This window comes from Rhodococcus koreensis, from assembly GCF_017068375.1.
In the GTDB taxonomy this organism is placed as follows: Bacteria; Actinomycetota; Actinomycetes; order Mycobacteriales; family Mycobacteriaceae; genus Rhodococcus_F; species Rhodococcus_F koreensis.
Map to the genome: position 1 here is coordinate 5,235,138 of NZ_CP070609.1, position 17,816 is coordinate 5,252,953.

Below are 17,816 nucleotides of genomic sequence, written 5' to 3' on the forward strand. Positions count from 1 at the left end.
CGGAAGACCCCGCTGGATGGAATACCGTTCGGCGAATAGGACTTTCACCTTCCAGTACTATCCCGAGCCGACGGCCGTGAAGCTAGGAACCCTGGGGGGAAAGATCGCCCACCTTGTGTGGTCGTCATCGGATCGCGGACCGGCCGTTGGTCAAGCGCCGATACTCGGTTGCAATCGCATCGACCACTGCGGACTTCGCATACCGGATCTCGTCGATGCCGGAAACCCCCATGATTTCGATCGCAGTGCCACACAGAAATGCGGCGTCGAACGATCCGATCTCGTCGTAGGCGATGTCGCGTTCCGTTACCGAGAGCTTCAGTCGCGGACACAACTCATCGATGACCACCCTTCGGGTAATCCCGTCGAGGGCCAATTCGGCAGTGGGCGTGAACAATGCGTCTCCCTTGACGAAGAACACATTCGAGCCGCTCGACTCGCACACAGCGTCGGCTGTCGAGAGGAAGAGCACATCATCGTAACCGTCGGCCCGCCCGCGGTGGCTCAAGTAGCTCAACGCGTAGGTAGACGACGTTTTCGCCTGATACGGGTGGCACGAGGCGGGTGCACGCCGCCACGTTGCCGTCGAGAGCCGATAGTGCTCCGCGGCCGAATACGAAGGAAAGGGCAGCGCAAACAGGACCACCTTGCTGGACGAGCCCTGCGCCTTGAAACTCACATCGGTGTCGTCATAGAAGACCAAGCACTTGATGTACGCATCGGTAAGGTCGTTGGCCCTCACCAATTCGCGGCAAGCATCGGCCAAGTCCGCATCCGAATAGTGCACGGTGTGCCCGAACAACTCGGCGGACCGCCGCAACCTCGCTATGTGGTCGTCACATTTGAAGATGCTGCCGCCGTATGTGCGGATACCGTCGAACACCGATGTGGCATACGACAACCCATGGGTGGCAGGTGACAGGCTCACCTCGTCGAATCGCACGCATCGTCCATCTGCCCAGGCTATTTCGCTGATCATCTAGTCTCCAAGTCGCGATCTCGCGTAGTCCCGCATCGCCTGCGTACGCCGCGTGTTGACCGGAATCAGCCAGTTGTCCAGGTCGACAATGTGAATTGCGCCTACCCGGACCTTCGCGTCGATGGCGCCTCGGCCGAGGCAGACGTCCGCGAAACCCAGCCGATCCGCGAAATGATACATTTGGTAGTAGTCGGCGATGTACAGATTCAATCCGCGCGGAATTCGGTCATGGTCCAGTCCCCGAACGAGTTTCGTAAACACGCCACGGTGGTCGTCGGCGTAGCTCAGTGATCCGGCCAACGGAGTATTCGAATACTTGTCGTAGTCCAGCTTCACGAAGTATTTCTCACCTTCGGACGAGCCTGCCAGCATACGCAGCACATCGTTCGTATAGAGGTTCTTGGCGTGTCCGTATTTGGCCACATTCAAGGCCTGAAGGCAGGCGAAATCGCGCAGGACCCGATTGTCTTCTGCCACGTCCGAGAGACGGTGTATCTCGGTTGTGCACGCCGCCTCGGCCTTCCTCGTGAGCCTGACGATCGATTTGTATTGGCTGGCTCCTACCGCGGTTCGCAGGGCGAGGTCCACACTTCGCGAAGACCGGAAGAATGCCGCCTTCATGAATGGAACTGCAATGACGTCGGCGCGCCGGCGGCGATCGGATCTGCGAAGGGAAGGGACCAGCAACCAGTCGGCGGTTGACGCCAGGCTCGACAACTCCGCCAGTGCCCGATCGTCGGGCTCGTCGCACACGGGCATGTAGAAGTATCCGGGTGCGACGTACGCTCGCTCGTGGTGCAGGGCGTCATCGCTGCTCACGCTGCCCTGGAGTACCGCGTTCCAGTGCGCGATGTTCCTCAGCGGAAGTTGTGGCCGTGGAACGTTGTGACTGTTACAGAACGCATCGCGTTGGGGCAGCCATTCCATGGTCTTCCTCCTTTCCATTCCAGTTCCGATCGGCTCTCGTGTGCGACTGGCCGGAATTCTCGAGGAGGCGTCGCTCGCCGTTGAAGTGGAAGACTCGGCTGGCAAGTTCGGTCAGCCCGGGATTGTGCGTGATGATGAAGAAGAGCGTGTCCGGCAAGGCAGAAATCACGGCCTGCAATATCGAGAGCTCTGCTGCTGTACTCAACTCGGATGTTGCTTCGTCGAGAATTGCGATCGCCGGGCGATTGATCAACAGGTCGAGGAGCGCCAGCCGCTGCAGTTCCGTCTTGCTCAGATTCAACTGACCGGTGGCGGGGACGTGCTCGTCGAATCCGGACGGTAGTCGCCCGACGACGTCTGCCACGTCGAGATAGTCGACGACGCGAGCCAATTCGAGCGGTAACGGGCTGTTGAAGTGTTCGATCAATTTGCCTGGCTTGAAGATCGGACTCGACGTCAGGAGGAGGATGTCTTCGGCGTGGGAATTCGAGACGTATCCCGTCGTCCGGCCCAATGTCGAGAGGACGCCTGTTGTCGGCTGCAGACTGCCCACAACCAGCTTCGCAAATGTCGACTTGCCGACCCCGCTCGGCCCCATGATGACCACGACGTCTCGGCTGGCAAAGGACTCGGAAAGCTCTTCCAGCAGCACCGCCCCGGTGTGCGGCGCGACGTACGCTACCTCCGAAAACGACACGAGCGCTGCGTCGTCAACTGCTGAGCCGGTCCAGCACGGCGCCGGGCCGGTCGGAGGCGTGAGGAGGCGATCCGCGCTGTCGAGAACCTGTCTGAGGTCCACCAGGCAACGGCCCACTCGGGCGAAAACGGCGATGAGGCTGTACGAGAGACTGAGCGCGAGAACACCGCTGAGGCCGGATCCGCCGCCGACCTGGACAAATACGGTGGAGCCGACGACGACCGACAGGAAGAGCACACCCATCAAGTCGAGCTTGTAATTGAACCAGCGGCGCGCGCCCGCATTGTCCATCGAAGCGAAGGCGCGATTCATCAAACTCTTGTTCAGCCAATTGACGAGGGCCGAGTTGTCGCGTGCCAAATCGAATCTCGCTGAGCTCCAGGTAATGGCCTCGACCCGCTCCAACACGGTCGACGTCGTACCGATCTCTCTATCGTTGAAGTCCTGCAGTCGCCTTCCCGATCGCTTCGAACTGTGCCAGTAGGCGAAGCACATCCCGACAAGGGGCAGCAGGACGAAGATGTTCTTGCTCAATACGAACGCGGCGGTCGTGAGCAGCAATGTAACCGCACCCAGCGTATTCAGAAGTACTTCTGGCAGAAGTTCGTCGATACGTCGTTGATCCCATGTCAGTTTGCTCTGATAGTCCTGATCGACCTCGTCGAAGGCCGACCTGGAGGGCTTTGGACTCATGACGGTCGAGAAGTAATTCCGACACTTTCGGGATGCCGCCATGATGCTGCGTTTGACGATGAACAGGGAGGTGAAAATCGACAGGAGTGCCCCGGCGGACAGTGCGGCGATGAGGATTGTCGCTGCTGTCCGCGCATTCGTGGTCGAAATTCCGCTGGCAGCTGTGTAGTCACCGACAATTGTCAGAACGTCGCGGCACGCAAACAGGACGCATGCGACAACCGCGACCTTCGCGACGCCCAGGCTCATCAGACTGCGGCGTGACGAGGTCGAGAATTCCGGTCGGTCCACGCCCTGGGGACGGCGAGCGACCGACCGATCCTCGTGAGCGAGCGCCCCTGTACGGTCTCGAACAGGATTCGCCGCACGTGGTGTGAGGTTTCGCATCACCTCCACGACCTCGCCTCCGGCCACTACCCATATCTCGTCTGCGGCATCTTTTTCATCGGGCTTGTCCGTTGCATAAATGACCGTGGTGTCGTGCCACGGCCCGCGTAGAAGGGCGGCCAGCAGCCCATTCGCCAGGTCGTCGTCCAGCCCTGCTGTGGGCTGATCCAGGTACACGAACTTCGGTTCGGCCAATAGTGCCCGTGCCAGTTCCAGTCGCTTCCCCTGCCCGCGGGACACGTTCCAGCCCTCGGTCCGGTCGCGTGACTTGCTCGAGAGGTAGTCGCCGTAGAAGGTTTCGGGAAGTCGGGACAGTGTCAAGGCTCGACGGGCCTCGTCGTCGGTGAATTCGCTTCGATAGAGACACAAATTCTCGTAGAGCCCGCCAGGGAATATCCACGGTTCATCCGGTACGAAGAACGTTTTGCTGTTCACCTGGCTGCTGTGACGTGCACCGATTTTCAGAACGGATGTCTTGCCACTGCCCGCGGCGCCGACGACGGCGATGTGCTTCGCCGTTGTTGCCGGTAGGCGCGTTGCGGTCGCATCGGTGTCCAGCGGGTGCGGACTGGATAGATACTTCGCAACGTTGGTGTGCCCGACAATGCCCTGGGACAGACTCTGAACAATGAAGGGAATATTGTTGGCGACGGATTTCAAGCCTCCGACCAGCGCCATTGTGGACAACAGGCCTGCTGGATCGACGTAACCAAGGTGGGCCAGCTGGGTGAACACCGCGGCCAGCATGGCAACGATCGGAGTGAGTGTCGATATGAGGTTGATCCGCGCGATGAGACGCGCCGCTTTCAGGAGCGCGCGCTCCTCGCCATCTCGCTTGTCGGCATAGCGCCGAAACAGTTCGTCGTTCCAGTTCTTGAGCCACGCGAGCAGGCGATTGTTCAGCGAGAACAGGCCGACTTCGATGCGATCTGCCGCCGTCGCCGACAGTGCAGCGTGCGCGGCATTCAATTGTTTGGCGTTCCAGTAGATCACCGCGGAACTGACGAGAATCACCGACAGTGCCGCCAGAGCGCTCAGTCCCAACGCCACGAAGAAGTACGCGGAGGTGAAGGTGATGGTTGCGAGTGCCAGAATGATGAAAATGAGTCCGGACCACACGTTTTCGACGCGTGCTGCCTCCCGGTCCAGCAGCGTGACCAGGTCGGCCGGTTGGTCGGAAGGGGCATTGCTGCGTTTCTTGCGCAGCAGCCTTTGTTCTATGTATGTCCGGGCTCCGATGCCTACCACGTCGGCTTGCATGAAGGTGTGATTCAAGGCAAGCCACGCCAAGTAGGTCAGCACGATGCAGGTGATACCGAGCGTGAGGTTCGTCGTGAGTGCTGAATCGCCGGTGACGAGGTGCTGGATCAGCGATTTCAGCGTGATCGCAGCACCGAAGGCGCATCCTGCATTGATCGCGATGGCAACGAGCCCGAGCATGATGTCACGACGAAGTCCGCCGAAGACGGATCTGCTCAGTCGCTCGCCTCGGGGCGCGTTCACGCTGTCCCGCTGCGCCGCGTCACACCACCGCTGCCATCTGGCAAGGTGTGAGGCGTTGGGCACAGGGTCGAGTCGAGTTCGGGGTGTGGGAACCTCGAACCAGACGATTTTCCTGAGGACGCTCAGCATGTGGAGTACGTGGGGACCGCCGTGTCGGCCAAGGCGATCGACGCGATTCTGTCGCACAATTGCGTGATCATCTTCCATCCCTCGGCAAGTGATTCACGGAGTTCTCGAATCTCGGCCGGCGTTGCTCGATCGAGCAGATCGATCCCCATACTCACGTGCTCGCCGTCGTCTTCTCCGTGTTGTTGGAAGTGCGGAATTGCCGGAAATGCTCGCGCCGCTTCCCGGTGCCAGATTTCGCCACTACCTTCCAGCACCACATGCATCAGCAGAGTGCGCACCATGTCGCTCCGGTACAGCATTTGATGCCTGAACCACTCCATTGTCGATACGAACGTCTCATCGGTGACCGGCGCGTGCGCTGATCCCCGTTGGTTGCGCAGGTTGTCGTTATGGCCCAGTTCCTCGACCAGATGGTCGAGCGCCACCTGCTTGTGCGCCGTATCGGTAGTCATCGCGACACGCAGGTGCAGCAGGTCCTGAAACACGTCCGACCAGGTCTGCTGGCAGTCGAGCAGCCGTTCCCGAACGTGTGGGTTGTCGAACGAGGGGTCGTCGATCAGCCGCAGCAGGCTGCTGGTTCCGAATTGCTGCAGGTACTTCTCGTTGTCCGCCAGGAGCACAGCCGCCCGATTCGGTACCTCGCCTGCAAACACCGCGTTGGGCTGCTCGGCGTCCTCGTAGAGTGCCTTGCCGTCGAACTGGATCGAGAGCGCCCAGAAACCGTCCTGGGTTCCTTCGAAGCCGTGCCAGGTGTCGCCGGGTACGAGGATCATGTCTCCCGCATCGACCTCCTGCTCTGCACTGCCCATCGTTCGTCCGGAGCCCTCGCAGATCAGGATCAGGCTGGGCTCCGGGTGCTTGTGCACCGCCAGCACCTCACCGCACTCCAACCTGACCCAGCTGATCGCCAAATTGCTGGAAGCAGGAATGAATTGCGCCAACTGAGGGTGCTGGCTGAATATCTTGACGACACCCAGGTTGTGGACGCTCCCGCCGACAACGGCTTCGTTGATCGTCTCGAGTGCGCTTCTGGCGATTATGTGCATAGATTTCTTCCTTCTGTGGGATCGACCTGCCTCGAGTTCTGTATCGCTCCCAATCCTGGGCACGTGCCTGCGGGCGGAACAGGCACCCCAGGGTTGAAACCGCCACCCCCCCAGCGGAAAGGGTGCCGAGAAGTCTCCCTAGGGTGTCTATCCGCATTCGCCGCGCGTCGTCGAAGATTGCTGAACACCGCAGTAAGGATGAGAGGCGGGTTTCGCATTGATTTCCGAAACGCTGCTCGAAGCCGAGCAGAAGTTTGTTCGTTCCGGCGTGGTCGGCGTCGGGGGCACGTGCGTTCAGGCTGCTGAAGCGACGACCGATGAATTGTCTGGACGTAATATCGAGAATGCGCTCCGACATTGGGAGGCGGGGGACGCGGAGTTTCCCCATGCGGCCGTCGCGGCCCATTATCAGACGGTCGGGCGTAACGGGGTCCGGCCCCACCTGGTCGCCATGCTGCAAAACTTCCATGACAACAACCGTGCGCATCATGTTCTCGGTGCCTGGCTACCGATGACGTTCGATGCGCAAAATGGCGACTATCTGTCATATGTCGGGCTCGACTATTTCGACCAGGTCGTCCGGTCCGATGACGCGCAGCGCGTGGACGCATTCGTTGCTGCCGCGGCCATGGACCTCGCGTTGCTGGAGGCGCGAGCACTCGGGAGGTCGGCACACGCACCCCAGGTGGTCCGGACGCGCGCAGTGACACGGGTCGTGACCCAACTCGACAGGCTCGCACCCGATTTCTCGCTCGATCCTTCCGTCGCTGCGGCCGGTCTCGCGGCGCTGGCTCAGCCGGGCGCCGACTACGGTTCGTTTGCTTCAGTCGCCGCGCCGGCGCTGAACGGTGTCCCCGAAGAGATCGGAAGTGCAGTTCGGCTGACGTTGCTGCCGACGACGCGCCTGCACGACGAGCAGATGTTCATCCGCTGCATCCAGATCTTCGAAGGTCTGTATCGGCAAGTCGCGACGGCGATTTCGAGGTCGATCCGTGACCTGCGCGACGGTCTTGCTGCAGCGGCGAAGGATCGCCTCGACCGGGCGTCGATCCGCCTCGAAGCGGTGCCTGCGCTCTTCCGGGTTCTCACGACGATGCCGGTTGACGCCTTCTCGATTATTCGCGGCTTCACGCATGGGCGGAGTGCGGTGCAGTCGCGCGCGTTTCGTGAGGTCGAGTTCGCTTGCGCTCCACCTGAGTCCCGTGACTTCGAGCACGTTGGGAAAATCGATGTCGGGGAGGATACATTGCAGGACGTCTATCTCGCGATGCGCAAGACGCATCCGGATGCACACGTTCTCGAGGAGGCGATGCGGCGCCTGGACCGTGCGTGGGTTGCGATGAAGCGCGGCCACTGGGGCATCACCCTGAAAGTCATCGGAACGGTGCCTGGCACCGGCGGGACGGCAGGCGCGTCGTATTTAAAACATGCTGCGATGACGTCACTCTTCCCGCGGCTGTCCGAGGTCGCGTGAACATGAGCGATATCAACCACCGAGTGAGAAAACAAATCATGGGATACATTGTTTCCCAATCTATTTCAGCCGTCTGCGAGCTGGGTGTGCCCGACCGATTGGCGGACGATGCGTGCTTGCTCGGCGATCTCGCGGCGAGCGTGGGCGCCGACGCCGACGCACTCGGTCGATTCCTGCGGGTCCTCGTCGCGGAAGGCTTGTTTGCGGAAGACGGTGGAGGGCGATTTGCGCTGACGGAGGCCGGTGAGCTTCTGCGGGCAGACACTCCGGGCTCGCTTCGTCACTTGGTCGGCTTGATGTCGAACGAGGCCTACCTCGTGTGGGGGAACGCAGCGCATTCGATCCGGACGGGGAAGGAATCGTTTTCAGCGGCGTTCGGCAAGCCGTACTTCGAGTGGTTGTCCGAGAATCCGTCGGCAGCCGATGAGTTCGCACGGGGCCAAGCAGGGCTGGTCGAGCTGCGTTTGCTGCCCTTGCTCGACCACGACTGGTCTGATGTGGGAACGGTCGTCGACGTCGGTGGCGGGACCGGCGCGCTGATCAACCGGTTGCTCGATCGGCACGCGCATCTACGCGGAATTCTGTTCGATCTGCCTCATGTGGTCGCGGAAGCGCCGTCGACGTTCGGTTCGGCCGGCATCGGTGAACGAACGACAGTCGTGGGCGGAAGTTTCTTCGACGACGTCCCAGGCAATGGTGACGTGTACGTACTGTCTCAGATTCTCCACGACTGGGATGACGCGTCCGCAGGCAAGATCCTCAGCAGTTGCCGGCAAGCGATCCCGCCAGGCGGACGATTGATGATTGTCGAGCAAGTCCTGCCGGAATCGGCGACAACCCACCCCATGGCTCTGCTGGATCTCCACATGCTGGTTCTCCTGGGAGGTCGCGAGCGCACGATCACCGAATGGCGCCGACTGTTGACCGACCACGGATTCACGCTGGATTCGATCACGCAAGGTCCCCGGTCATCCGTCATCGAAGCGGTTCCGGTGTGAGCTGGCTGCCCTCGCCCGCGAGGGCGAAGAGCCCGTCGTCGGTCTGCTCGACGAGGCCGTCGATCAGCAGGGAGTGGAGGGCGCGGTCGCGTTGCCCGGGGTCGTCGAGCCACACCTGGTCGAGCAGGACGCGTTCGACCGGGGCGGTGCTTTCGCGGAGTACGGCCATGAGCTTGCCGCGCACCTGACGGTCGGTGCCTGCGAATTTCTGCACCTTCCGGCGCTCTCCGGTGTGCGCGGGACGTCCGGCGTCGACCCAGGCGCAGTTCGGCAGCGGGCAGCGGGAGCATTCGGGGGAGCGGGCGGTGCAGACGGTGGCGCCGAGTTCCATCAGGGCCGCGGAGAACGTGGCGGCCCGGGCACGCGTCCGGGGGAGCAGGGTGGACACGTCGGCGAGGTCACGGGTCGTCGACGGGTTCCCGGGCTCGGCGCTGCCGTGCACGGCCCTGGCGACCACCCGCCGGACGTTCGTGTCGACGACGGGGACCCGCTGTCCGTAGGCGAAGCAGGCGACGGCCCGCGCGGTGTAGGCGCCGATGCCGGGCAGGCCGAGGAGGGTGTCGACGTCGCTCGGCACCACGTCGCCGTGTTCGGAGGCGAGCACACCGGCGCATTCGTGGAGTCGCAGCGCACGACGCGGGTAGCCGAGCTTCCCCCACGCGCGCAGGACGTCGGCCTGGCTCGACGCGGCCATGCGGGAGGGGACGGGCCAGCGCTGCACCCATTCCTCCCAGATCGGGGCCACCCGGACGACCGGTGTCTGCTGCAGCATGATCTCGCTCATCAGGATGTGCCAGGCGGTGACGCCGTCGCGGCGCCACGGCAGATCCCGGGCCTGGGCCTCGTACCAGTTGATCAGCGCGGAGGAGTCAACGGCCACTTCGTCCTCACAAGTCCCTTCGTTCACGGGTGAAACAGAATTTCCGGGGTCGTCATAATCCCGTCGCGACGGTGCCACACGCCCGGTGCACAATGATCCCATGCCTAATTCGAACCCGGTGTCCGCATGGAAAGCCCTTCGTCAGGGTAACGACAGATTCGTCAGCGGCACCTCGCTCCATCCCAGCCAGGGCGTCGCCGATCGGGCGAAGCTCGTCGGCGGCCAGCACCCCACGGCCGTCCTGTTCGGTTGCGGAGACTCCCGCGTCGCCGCCGAGATCATCTTCGATCAGGGTCTGGGCGACATGTTCGTCGTCCGCACCGCGGGTCACGTGATCGACGACGCCGTGCTCGGGTCCATCGAGTACGCGGTCGGCGTGCTGAACGTCCCGCTGATCGTCGTGCTCGGTCACGACAGTTGCGGTGCCGTGAAGGCGACGCTCGACGCCCTCGACGACGGCAACGTGCCGCCCGGCTTCATCCGCAGCATCGTGGAACGCGTCGCGCCGTCGATCCTCATGGGACGGCGAGAGGGCCTCAGCACCGTCGACGAACTCGAGGGTCGCCATGTGGTGGAGACCGGTGCGCTGCTCATGCAGCGTTCGCGGATCATCGCGGAGAAGGTGGAGAGCGGCGCGTGCGCCATCGCGGGCGTCACGTACAAGCTGTCCGACGGCCGTACCCACCTGCAGGGCGCTGTCGGGGACATCGGTGAGCTCACGGACTGACCGCGACACGCCGCAGCCGCTGAGCCGTTGCCGCGCGACGCCGAACTACCGTTGACGTCGTGCTGGAACCGAATGGACCGTTGCCCCCCGAGATTTACTGGCGCCGCAGGGCGCTGGCGATCGGCGGCGCCATCGTCGTGTTGCTGCTCGTGGTGTGGTTGATCAACTCGCTGCGTGGTGGCGGTGACTCCGAGACGGATCCGGCGGCAGCGAGTTCGTCGTTGACCACTCCTGTGTCGATTTCCCCGACAGCCTCGGGTTCGTCCACGTCCAGCGGTGGTTCGGGCGGTTCCGGTGGCGGCGGCGGTGGCGCCGCTGCCGCCGGCGGCGAGGCGTCGTCGGGCACGTCCGGTTCGTCGGGGGCGTCGAGCAGCGGCGCCTCGAGCAGCGCAGCTCCCAGCGGTCAGCCGGTCGCTGCGGGACAGTGCCCGGACCAGTCGCTGGCCATCAAGGTGGCGGCAGACAAGCCGACGTACCTGCCCGGTGAGGAGCCGAGCTTCACGACGGTCGTCACCAACATCGGCACCACGCCGTGCGAACGCGATCTGGGCAGCAGCCTGCAGCAGGTGCTCGTCTACACGATCGACGGTGCCGTGCGCCTGTGGTCCAACATCGACTGCTTCCCGCAGTCCGCGGCCGATGCGCGCACCCTCGCCGCGGGCGAGCAAGCCCAGTTCACCGTGAAGTGGTCGGCCAAGACGTCTGCGCCCGACTGCCTGACGCAGCCGGAACCCCAGCGTGATCCGGTGGGGCCCGGCGCGTACACGGTGGTCGGGCAGCTCGGTCAGCTCCGCAGTGCGCCGGAGCCGTTCAATCTCAGCTGATCCTCGGTGCGGGGTCGATGCGTGAGCGTCGATCGAATTCCTTGTCGAGGTCGGTGTGCTCGGGGTCGGCGAGCAGCGCCGCGAGCAGGATGCGGGCCTGACCTGCTCTGAGGTCGGTGGAGAACAGTGCCCCCGCCGAGATGAGGTCGTGTCCGCCGCCCCCGCCGCCATACGTGGCGGAGGTCGGGCCGTGCGGCACCCGGGTGGTGACCACGACCGGGATTCCGGCGGACGTGCAGTCCCGGACCGCCTCGACGATCGCGGGGTTCGCGTTCCCGGATCCGAGCCCGTCGAGCACCAGCCCCCGGGCCCCGGCCGCAAGGCACGCGTCGATCTGGACGCGATCCGCGCCCGGATAGGCGGCCACGATGTCGACGCGGGTTCCGGAGATCGGATGCCACGACAGCGGATCGGGACGTTGCGGCAGCAGGTCGCCGGTGGGGTGGACGGATCGGAACGCGTCGAGGGACGTCGTGTCCGCCTTGCGCGTTCCGGACGCCCGGTGCAGGGCACCTCCGAACGCGATGAGGACACCCGCTCCGCGCAGGGCGGGGTTCGTTCCCGCGGCGATCGCGTCGGTCAGGTTGGCGCGGGCGTCGGATTCCGGATGGTCGAAGGTGCGCTGCGCACCCGTGAAGACCACCGGCCGCGGGTCGGCGTGGTGGAGGTCGACCAGGAATGCGGTCTCCTCCATGGTGTCGGTTCCGTGTAGCACGACCACCGCGTCGAGATCGGGGTCGCTCAGCTCCGAGGTGACGGTGTCGCGGACCCGGTCCATGTCGGCGAACGTCATGCTCGAACTGTCCTTCGACATCACGTCGACGACACGGATTTCCGTTCCGGTTCGGGTGCTGCCCAGCAGATCGGAGCCTGCGACCACGGGCCTGCTGACACCCTGCCCGTCCCGTGTGCTGGCGATGGTGCCTCCGGTGGTGACGACGGCGACTTTCGGCACTGTTGTCCTTCCTGCTAGGCGTTGGGGCGGTCGGATGCCAGGGTCCGGATGCGGTTCCTCGCGCCGTACCATCCGATCACCAGCAGCGGGGCGATGATCGCGATGGATCCGACGGTCCAGGTTCCGACCGGGTGATCGAATGCCATCAGTATGACGACGCATCCGAGGAAGACCAGGGTGAGGAGCCCGGTGTAGGGGGCGCCGAACATCCGGAAGCCGGGGCGGGTGAGGGTGCCGTCCTTCGCGAGTTTCCACAGTTTCAGCTGGCACAGCACGATGACGGCCCAGGCGCTGATGATCCCGAGTGCGGCGAGGTTCAGAACGATCTCGAATGCCTGCGTGGGAACGACGGCGTTGAGTCCGACGCCGAGCAGGATGACGAATCCGGTGAGGGCGATGCCGCCGTACGGAACTCCGGCCTTGTTCATCCGGGCGGCGAACGACGGGGCCGACCCTGCCATGGCCATCGAATGCAGTATTCGTCCGGTGGAGTACAGGCCGGCGTTGAGAGACGACAACGCGGCCGTGAGCACCACGAGGTTCATGATCGCGTCGGCGCCCTGCACATTGATGGAACCGAAGAACGTGACGAACGGGCTTTCGCCGGCGTGGTACTCGGTGTAGGGGAGCAGCAGCGACAGCAGCAGCACGGATCCGACGTAGAAGACGAGGATCCGGATGATGACCGTGTTGATCGCCTTGGGAATGACCTTCTGGGGGTTCTTCGTCTCGCCGGCGGTGGTGCCCACGAGTTCGATCGAGGCGTACGCGAACACGACGCCCTGGATCACGACGACGGCGGGCAACAGGCCGTTGGGGAAGAGTCCGCCGTTGTCGGTGATCATGCTGAATCCCGACGAATGTCCTTCGATCGGCGTCCCGAACAGCACGAAGTAGATGCCGAAGCCGAGGAACGCGGCGAGGGCGACGACCTTGATGAGGGCGAACCAGAACTCCAGTTCGCCGAACACCTTGACGGAGACGAGATTCAGCCCGAGGACCAGTACGACTGCGGCGAGGGCGAAGACCCATTGGTCGACGTTTCCGAGCGGTGCCCAGTACTTCTTGAAGAAGTTCATGTACAGCGCGACTGCGGTGACGTCGACGACGGCCGTCATCGCCCAGTTCATCCAGTACAGCCAGCCCGCGGCGAAGGCCATCTTCTCGCCGAAGAATTCCCGCGAGTACGACACGAACGACCCGGAGGTGGGGCGATGCATCACGAGTTCGCCCAGGGCCCGCAGGATCAGGAAGGCGAAGAACCCGCAGAGGGCGTAGACGAGGACGAGTGCGGGGCCGGCCTGCTGGAGGCGTCCGCCCGCGCCCATGAACAGGCCGGTGCCGATCGCACCGCCGATCGCGATCATCTGGATCTGTCTCGGGCCGAGCGCTTTCCGGTAGCCGAGGTCTTCCTCGACGAAGATGTCGGCGCCGGAGGTGTCGTCCTTCTCGATCGTCACGAGACCACCTCCGCGGCAGCGGCGACGGGTGTCTGCCGTGGCGAACCGGACGCTCTCAGATTCGCGAGATGCTCGGGACTGAGGAGGCGGTCGAGTTCCTCACGGTCGAGCAGGCCCGCCTCGATCACGAGGTCGGCGACCCTGCGGCCGGAGACCAGCGCTTCCTGTGCGATCCGGGTCGAGGCGGTGTAGCCGATGTACGGGTTGAGCGCGGTGACGAGTCCGATGGAGTCCTCGACCCGGGCCCGCAGCAGATCGGCGTTGGCGGTGATGCCGAGTACGCAGCGGTCGGCCAGGATCCGGCAGGCGGCACCGAGGTGGCGCATCCCCTCGGACAGGGAGTGCACGATGATCGGTTCGAATGCGTTGAGCTGGAGCTGGCCGGATTCGGCGGCCATCGTGATGGTGACGTCGTTGCCGATGACCTCGTAGGCCACCTGGTTGAGGACTTCCGGGATCACCGGGTTGACCTTGCCGGGCATGATCGACGAACCGGCCTGTACCGGTGGGAGATTGATCTCGTTCAGGCCCGCGCGCGGCCCCGACGACAGCAGGCGGAGGTCGTTGCACACCTTCGACAACTTGACCGCGATCCGCTTGAGCACGCCGGAGAGGTGGACGAACTGACCGACGTCCTGGGTTGCCTCGACCAGGTCCGTGGCGAGGACGAGGGGGAGTCCGGTGAGTTCCCGGAGTGTGTCGCACGCCGCCTCGGCGTAGCCGGCGGGTGCGTTCAGGCCCGTGCCGATCGCGGTGGCGCCGAGGTTGATCTCGTGGACGAGGAGAGCGGCCTCGCCGAGACGGGCGCGGTCCTCGTCGATCATCACCGAGTACGTGGCGAACTCCTGGCCCAGCGTCATCGGCACCGCGTCCTGGAGTTGGGTGCGCCCCATCTTCACGGTGTCGGCGAACTCGACTGCCTTGGTCGCGAAGGCCTCCTGCAGGACCCGCATGGCGTCCAGCAGGTCGTCGATCGCGAAGATCGTCGCGATGTTGACCGCGGTGGGGTAGACGTCGTTGGTCGACTGGCTGAGGTTCACGTGCTCGTTGGGATGGAGTTCCGTGTACTCCCCGCGCCCGTGGCCGAGGATCTCGAGTGCCCGGTTGGCGATCACCTCGTTGGCATTCATGTTGGTCGACGTCCCGGCGCCGCCCTGGATGACGTCGACGACGAACTGCTCGTGCCAGCGGCCGTCGACGATCTCCCGGCACGCCTGTCCGATCGCGTCGGCCTGGCGGTGATCGAGGATCCCGAGTTTCTCGTTGGCGCTCGCTGCGGCCCATTTGACGTAGGCGAGTCCGCGAATCAGGTAGGGGTTCGTGGAGATCGGCCGGCCGGTGATCGGGAAGTTCTCCACGGCCCGCAGCGTGTGGATTCCCCAGTAGGAATCCGCAGGCACTTGGCGGTCGCCGAGCAGATCGTGTTCTGTTCGCGTTTCGAGCACTTGATCATTCCTCACGGGGATTCGCGCGAGCCGTTGCTCTGCACGGATGCGGTGGACGGAGTCTGCTGCTCGAAGAGGTAGATTCCTCGGTCGAGCCACCCGGCTATCCACCTGCCAGGCTGTCAGACAGGTGCAATTGTTACCTCGCTCACTCGCAGCCGTCAACCGGGACCGCGCCGTGTTGACGCCGCCGCCGGGGCGTGAGCAGAATATCCCCATGAACCTGTCAGACAGCTGGGCAGCCAGGCGCCCTGTCACGGCGCGGGTCAGTGCCGCCGAGGCGGTCCTCGCGGATCTGCGGGACGCGATCACCTCGGGTGAGCTGTCGGTCGGTGAGCGACTTCCGTCCGAAGCGTCCCTCGCGGCGCGGCACGGAGTCAGCAGGTCGGTGATCCGGGAGGCCCTGCGTTCCTGTCACGCGCTCGGACTCACGGAGACGAAGTCGGGCCTCGGTACGTTCGTCGTCAGCGATTCGATCGCCCGCGACCTCGACTTCGGGAACTACGCGGCCAACGAACTCGTCGAGGCGCGCCCGCACGTGGAGATTCCCGCCGCCGGATGGGCGGCGCAGCGGCACACCGCTGAGGACCTCGCCGCCCTGCGTGGCCTGGTGGACCAGATGCGGGACGAGGACGACCCGCTCGTGTGGGTGTCGCTGGATGCACAGTTCCACGCGTACATCGCCCGGACGAGCCGGAACCGCGTATTCGAATCCGTGATCGTCGACATCCGCGAAGCCCTCACCCGCCAGTCCGAAACGCTGAATCTGGTTGCGGGACGCCAGCAGAAGTCGAACGACGAGCATGACCGGATCGTGGACGGCATCGCATCCGGAAGCTACGACAAGGCCGCCCGCGCCATGGCCGAGCACCTGGACGCGGTGCGGGTCGCACTGGAATCCGTGGTCGGAGAAGGCAGCCCGGACCACCGACGGTGAACTGCGACCACCGACGACTAGTCGTACGGGCCGGAGATCGACGTCTCGGCGAGCCGGGACAGGCCCTCGCGGATGTGGCGCGCCCACAGCCCGCCGATCCCCTCCACCGACTGCAGGTCGGCGGCCGTCGCGGCCAGCAGTGACTGCAGGGTTCCGAACGAGCCGACGAGCCGGTGAATCTGGTTGAACTGCAACCGGGGAACGCGAGTGAGGACGCGGTAGCCGCGGGGGCTCATCGGCGCCTCGAGCGCCTCGATGGTGCCCGGGTAGCCGAACGCCCGTGCCAGCGTCGTGAGGTCGAGAAGGTCTGCGTCCGTGATCCTGTCGAGCGCGGTGAGCGACTTCTCGACGTCCTCGGCGGGCGCCGGGCCGGAACCGGCCAGATAGTCGCGCACGATGAGTTCCCTCGCCACGTCGTTGTCGCCGACGAGTTCCTCGAGTTGCAGTGCGAGCTGCCGCCCGTCCGTCCCGAGTTCGAGCACGTCCTGCTCGATCTCGACGGACACGCGCCGCACCATCTCCAGGCGCTGCACCACGGTCAGGGCGTCGCGGAGCGTGACGAAATCCTCGATCTCCACCACCGACAGCTGGCGGGTCACCTCGTCGAGCCGCGCCTTGTACCGCTCGAGGGTGGCGACCGCCTGATTGGCGCGCGACAGGATCGTGGCGGACCCGTCGATGACGTGCCGGATGCCGCCGACGTACACGCTGACGATGCTCATCGACTGGCTGACCGACACCACCGGGTATCCGGTTTGCATGGCCGTCCGCTCGGCGGCGCGGTGACGGGTGCCGGACTCGACGGTCGGGATCTTGTGGTCGGGCACCAGTTGGACGTTGGCGCGCACGATGCGGGACCCGTCGGTGGACAGGACCACGGCGCCGTCCATCTTCGACAGCTCACGCAGGCGGGTCGGGGCGAACTCCACGTCGAGTTCGAAGCCGCCGTCGCAGATCTCTTCCATCTGCTCGTCGTAGCCGAGGACGATCAACGCACCGGTGCGGCCGCGCAGAATGCGTTCCAGGCCGTCGCGAAGTGCAGTTCCGGGAGCCAGCCGGGCAATCGTTTCGCGCAGTGCAGACGACGACTCGGCATCGTTCATCGCGCAATACTCCCGCTGAGGTAGACGTCACTTGTCGGGGACCGCCGCGGAAACACGTCCGGACCCGCGTTTAGATTACCTATCCATGAGTGGTACCTGGACTTTGCCCGACGACCTGACCCTGCCCGGCCGGGTCGACAGCTTTCCCGCCGCAGGTCAGCCGGTGCCGCACCACTGGTCGAGGTGCTTCGGGTGCGGAGACCAGTCGCCCGCCGGCATGTCGATGAGCTTCACGGCCGGGAACGGGCTCGACGTGTGGGGCCGGCTCGAGGTGGCACCCCGCTACCAGGGCGGTCCGGGAGTGATCCACGGCGGCATCCTGTCGACAGCGTTCGACGAGGCGCTGGGCATGGTGTGCCGGTCGATCGTCGACGGACCGGTGGTCACCGGGCATCTCGAGATCGACTTCACCAGGCCCATACCGCTGGGTTCCGTCCTCGAATTCCACGCGCGGGTCGACGGGTCGATCCGGCGCAAGGTGTACGCGAGCGCCGAGGCGCGCATCGTCGAGGGGCCCACCGCCGACCCTGGCGTGGTGGTGGCGACGTCGAGGGGGCTGTTCCTCACCGTCACGGCCGAGCACTTCGAGAAGACGAAGGACTTCGTGGACGGCGTGCCGGAGCGCCCGTTCGGAACCTCGTCGATCTGAGCA

Annotated in this window: 15 protein-coding genes; 6 read left to right on the plus strand and 9 right to left on the minus strand. The window is 64.4% G+C overall.

Going from position 1 to position 17,816, the window contains the following annotated elements; translation table 11 throughout:
* Nucleotides 1-124 precede the first annotated feature (124 nt).
* From JWS14_RS24015 to JWS14_RS24030, 4 genes are read right to left on the minus strand one after another with little or no spacing between them, the layout of a single operon-like run.
* Complete coding sequence (locus JWS14_RS24015; protein WP_095863008.1) at nucleotides 125-979, minus strand: aminotransferase class IV; 855 nt, start codon at nucleotides 977-979, stop codon at nucleotides 125-127.
* Nucleotides 980-1,906, minus strand: a complete 927-nt coding sequence (locus JWS14_RS24020) for a hypothetical protein (RefSeq protein WP_072947384.1) — start codon at nucleotides 1,904-1,906, stop codon at nucleotides 980-982. It abuts the gene before it with no gap.
* The gene (locus JWS14_RS24025; RefSeq protein ID WP_206014536.1) at nucleotides 1,872-5,315 is read right to left on the minus strand and encodes an ATP-binding cassette domain-containing protein; all 3,444 of its coding nucleotides are present in this window, start codon (nucleotides 5,313-5,315) and stop codon (nucleotides 1,872-1,874) included. The genes JWS14_RS24020 and JWS14_RS24025 overlap by 35 nt, the downstream gene beginning before the upstream one ends.
* Nucleotides 5,309-6,361: a cupin domain-containing protein gene (locus JWS14_RS24030; RefSeq protein WP_206014537.1), complete on the minus strand. Its 1,053-nt coding sequence runs from the start codon at nucleotides 6,359-6,361 to the stop codon at nucleotides 5,309-5,311. The genes JWS14_RS24025 and JWS14_RS24030 overlap by 7 nt, the downstream gene beginning before the upstream one ends.
* 217 nt (nucleotides 6,362-6,578) lie before the next feature.
* On the opposite strand from JWS14_RS24030, the gene JWS14_RS24035 reads away from it, so the two are divergent.
* Nucleotides 6,579-7,835 carry a tryptophan 2,3-dioxygenase gene (locus tag JWS14_RS24035; RefSeq protein WP_206014538.1) on the plus strand — a complete coding sequence of 419 codons (1,257 nt, stop codon included), beginning with the start codon at nucleotides 6,579-6,581 and terminating at the stop codon, nucleotides 7,833-7,835.
* A 2-nt stretch (nucleotides 7,836-7,837) separates the two neighbouring features.
* Nucleotides 7,838-8,833, plus strand: coding sequence for a methyltransferase (locus JWS14_RS24040; protein WP_206014539.1), 996 nt, complete (start codon nucleotides 7,838-7,840; stop codon nucleotides 8,831-8,833).
* On the opposite strand, the gene JWS14_RS24045 is transcribed toward JWS14_RS24040, so the two are convergent.
* Nucleotides 8,811-9,713: an HhH-GPD family protein gene (locus tag JWS14_RS24045; RefSeq protein WP_072947389.1), complete on the minus strand. Its 903-nt coding sequence runs from the start codon at nucleotides 9,711-9,713 to the stop codon at nucleotides 8,811-8,813. The genes JWS14_RS24040 and JWS14_RS24045 overlap by 23 nt on opposite strands.
* A 100-nt stretch (nucleotides 9,714-9,813) precedes the next feature.
* Between JWS14_RS24045 and JWS14_RS24050 the strand changes: the two genes are divergently transcribed.
* Both JWS14_RS24050 and JWS14_RS24055 read left to right on the plus strand, forming a co-directional pair.
* Complete coding sequence (locus tag JWS14_RS24050; RefSeq protein WP_095863013.1) at nucleotides 9,814-10,440, plus strand: carbonic anhydrase; 627 nt, start codon at nucleotides 9,814-9,816, stop codon at nucleotides 10,438-10,440.
* Nucleotides 10,441-10,499: 59 nt separating this feature from the next.
* The gene (locus tag JWS14_RS24055; protein ID WP_072947402.1) at nucleotides 10,500-11,264 is read left to right on the plus strand and encodes a hypothetical protein; all 765 of its coding nucleotides are present in this window, start codon (nucleotides 10,500-10,502) and stop codon (nucleotides 11,262-11,264) included.
* Here JWS14_RS24055 and JWS14_RS24060 read toward each other — a convergent pair.
* From JWS14_RS24060 to JWS14_RS24070, 3 genes are read right to left on the minus strand one after another with little or no spacing between them, the layout of a single operon-like run.
* Nucleotides 11,257-12,219: an asparaginase gene (locus JWS14_RS24060; protein WP_206014540.1), complete on the minus strand. Its 963-nt coding sequence runs from the start codon at nucleotides 12,217-12,219 to the stop codon at nucleotides 11,257-11,259. The two genes, JWS14_RS24055 and JWS14_RS24060, sit on opposite strands and share 8 nt — an antisense overlap.
* Nucleotides 12,220-12,233: 14 nt before the next feature.
* Complete coding sequence (locus tag JWS14_RS24065; protein WP_206014541.1) at nucleotides 12,234-13,679, minus strand: amino acid permease; 1,446 nt, start codon at nucleotides 13,677-13,679, stop codon at nucleotides 12,234-12,236.
* A complete protein-coding gene (locus tag JWS14_RS24070; protein WP_072947405.1) occupies nucleotides 13,676-15,124 on the minus strand; it encodes an aspartate ammonia-lyase in 1,449 nt (482 codons plus the stop codon). Before JWS14_RS24070 ends, JWS14_RS24065 begins: the two co-directional genes overlap by 4 nt.
* Nucleotides 15,125-15,341: 217 nt before the next feature.
* On the opposite strand from JWS14_RS24070, the gene JWS14_RS24075 reads away from it, so the two are divergent.
* Nucleotides 15,342-16,061: a FadR/GntR family transcriptional regulator gene (locus tag JWS14_RS24075; RefSeq protein ID WP_095863016.1), complete on the plus strand. Its 720-nt coding sequence runs from the start codon at nucleotides 15,342-15,344 to the stop codon at nucleotides 16,059-16,061.
* A 17-nt stretch (nucleotides 16,062-16,078) separates the two neighbouring features.
* On the opposite strand, the gene disA is transcribed toward JWS14_RS24075, so the two are convergent.
* Nucleotides 16,079-17,164 (minus strand): DNA integrity scanning diadenylate cyclase DisA, encoded by a 1,086-nt coding sequence (disA, locus tag JWS14_RS24080; RefSeq protein WP_012691546.1) that lies wholly within the window; start codon nucleotides 17,162-17,164, stop codon nucleotides 16,079-16,081.
* An 85-nt stretch (nucleotides 17,165-17,249) separates the two neighbouring features.
* Between disA and JWS14_RS24085 the strand changes: the two genes are divergently transcribed.
* On the plus strand, nucleotides 17,250-17,813 hold the full coding sequence (locus JWS14_RS24085; RefSeq protein ID WP_179377631.1) for a PaaI family thioesterase: 564 nt from the start codon (nucleotides 17,250-17,252) through the stop codon (nucleotides 17,811-17,813).
* Nucleotides 17,814-17,816: the final 3 nt, after the last annotated feature.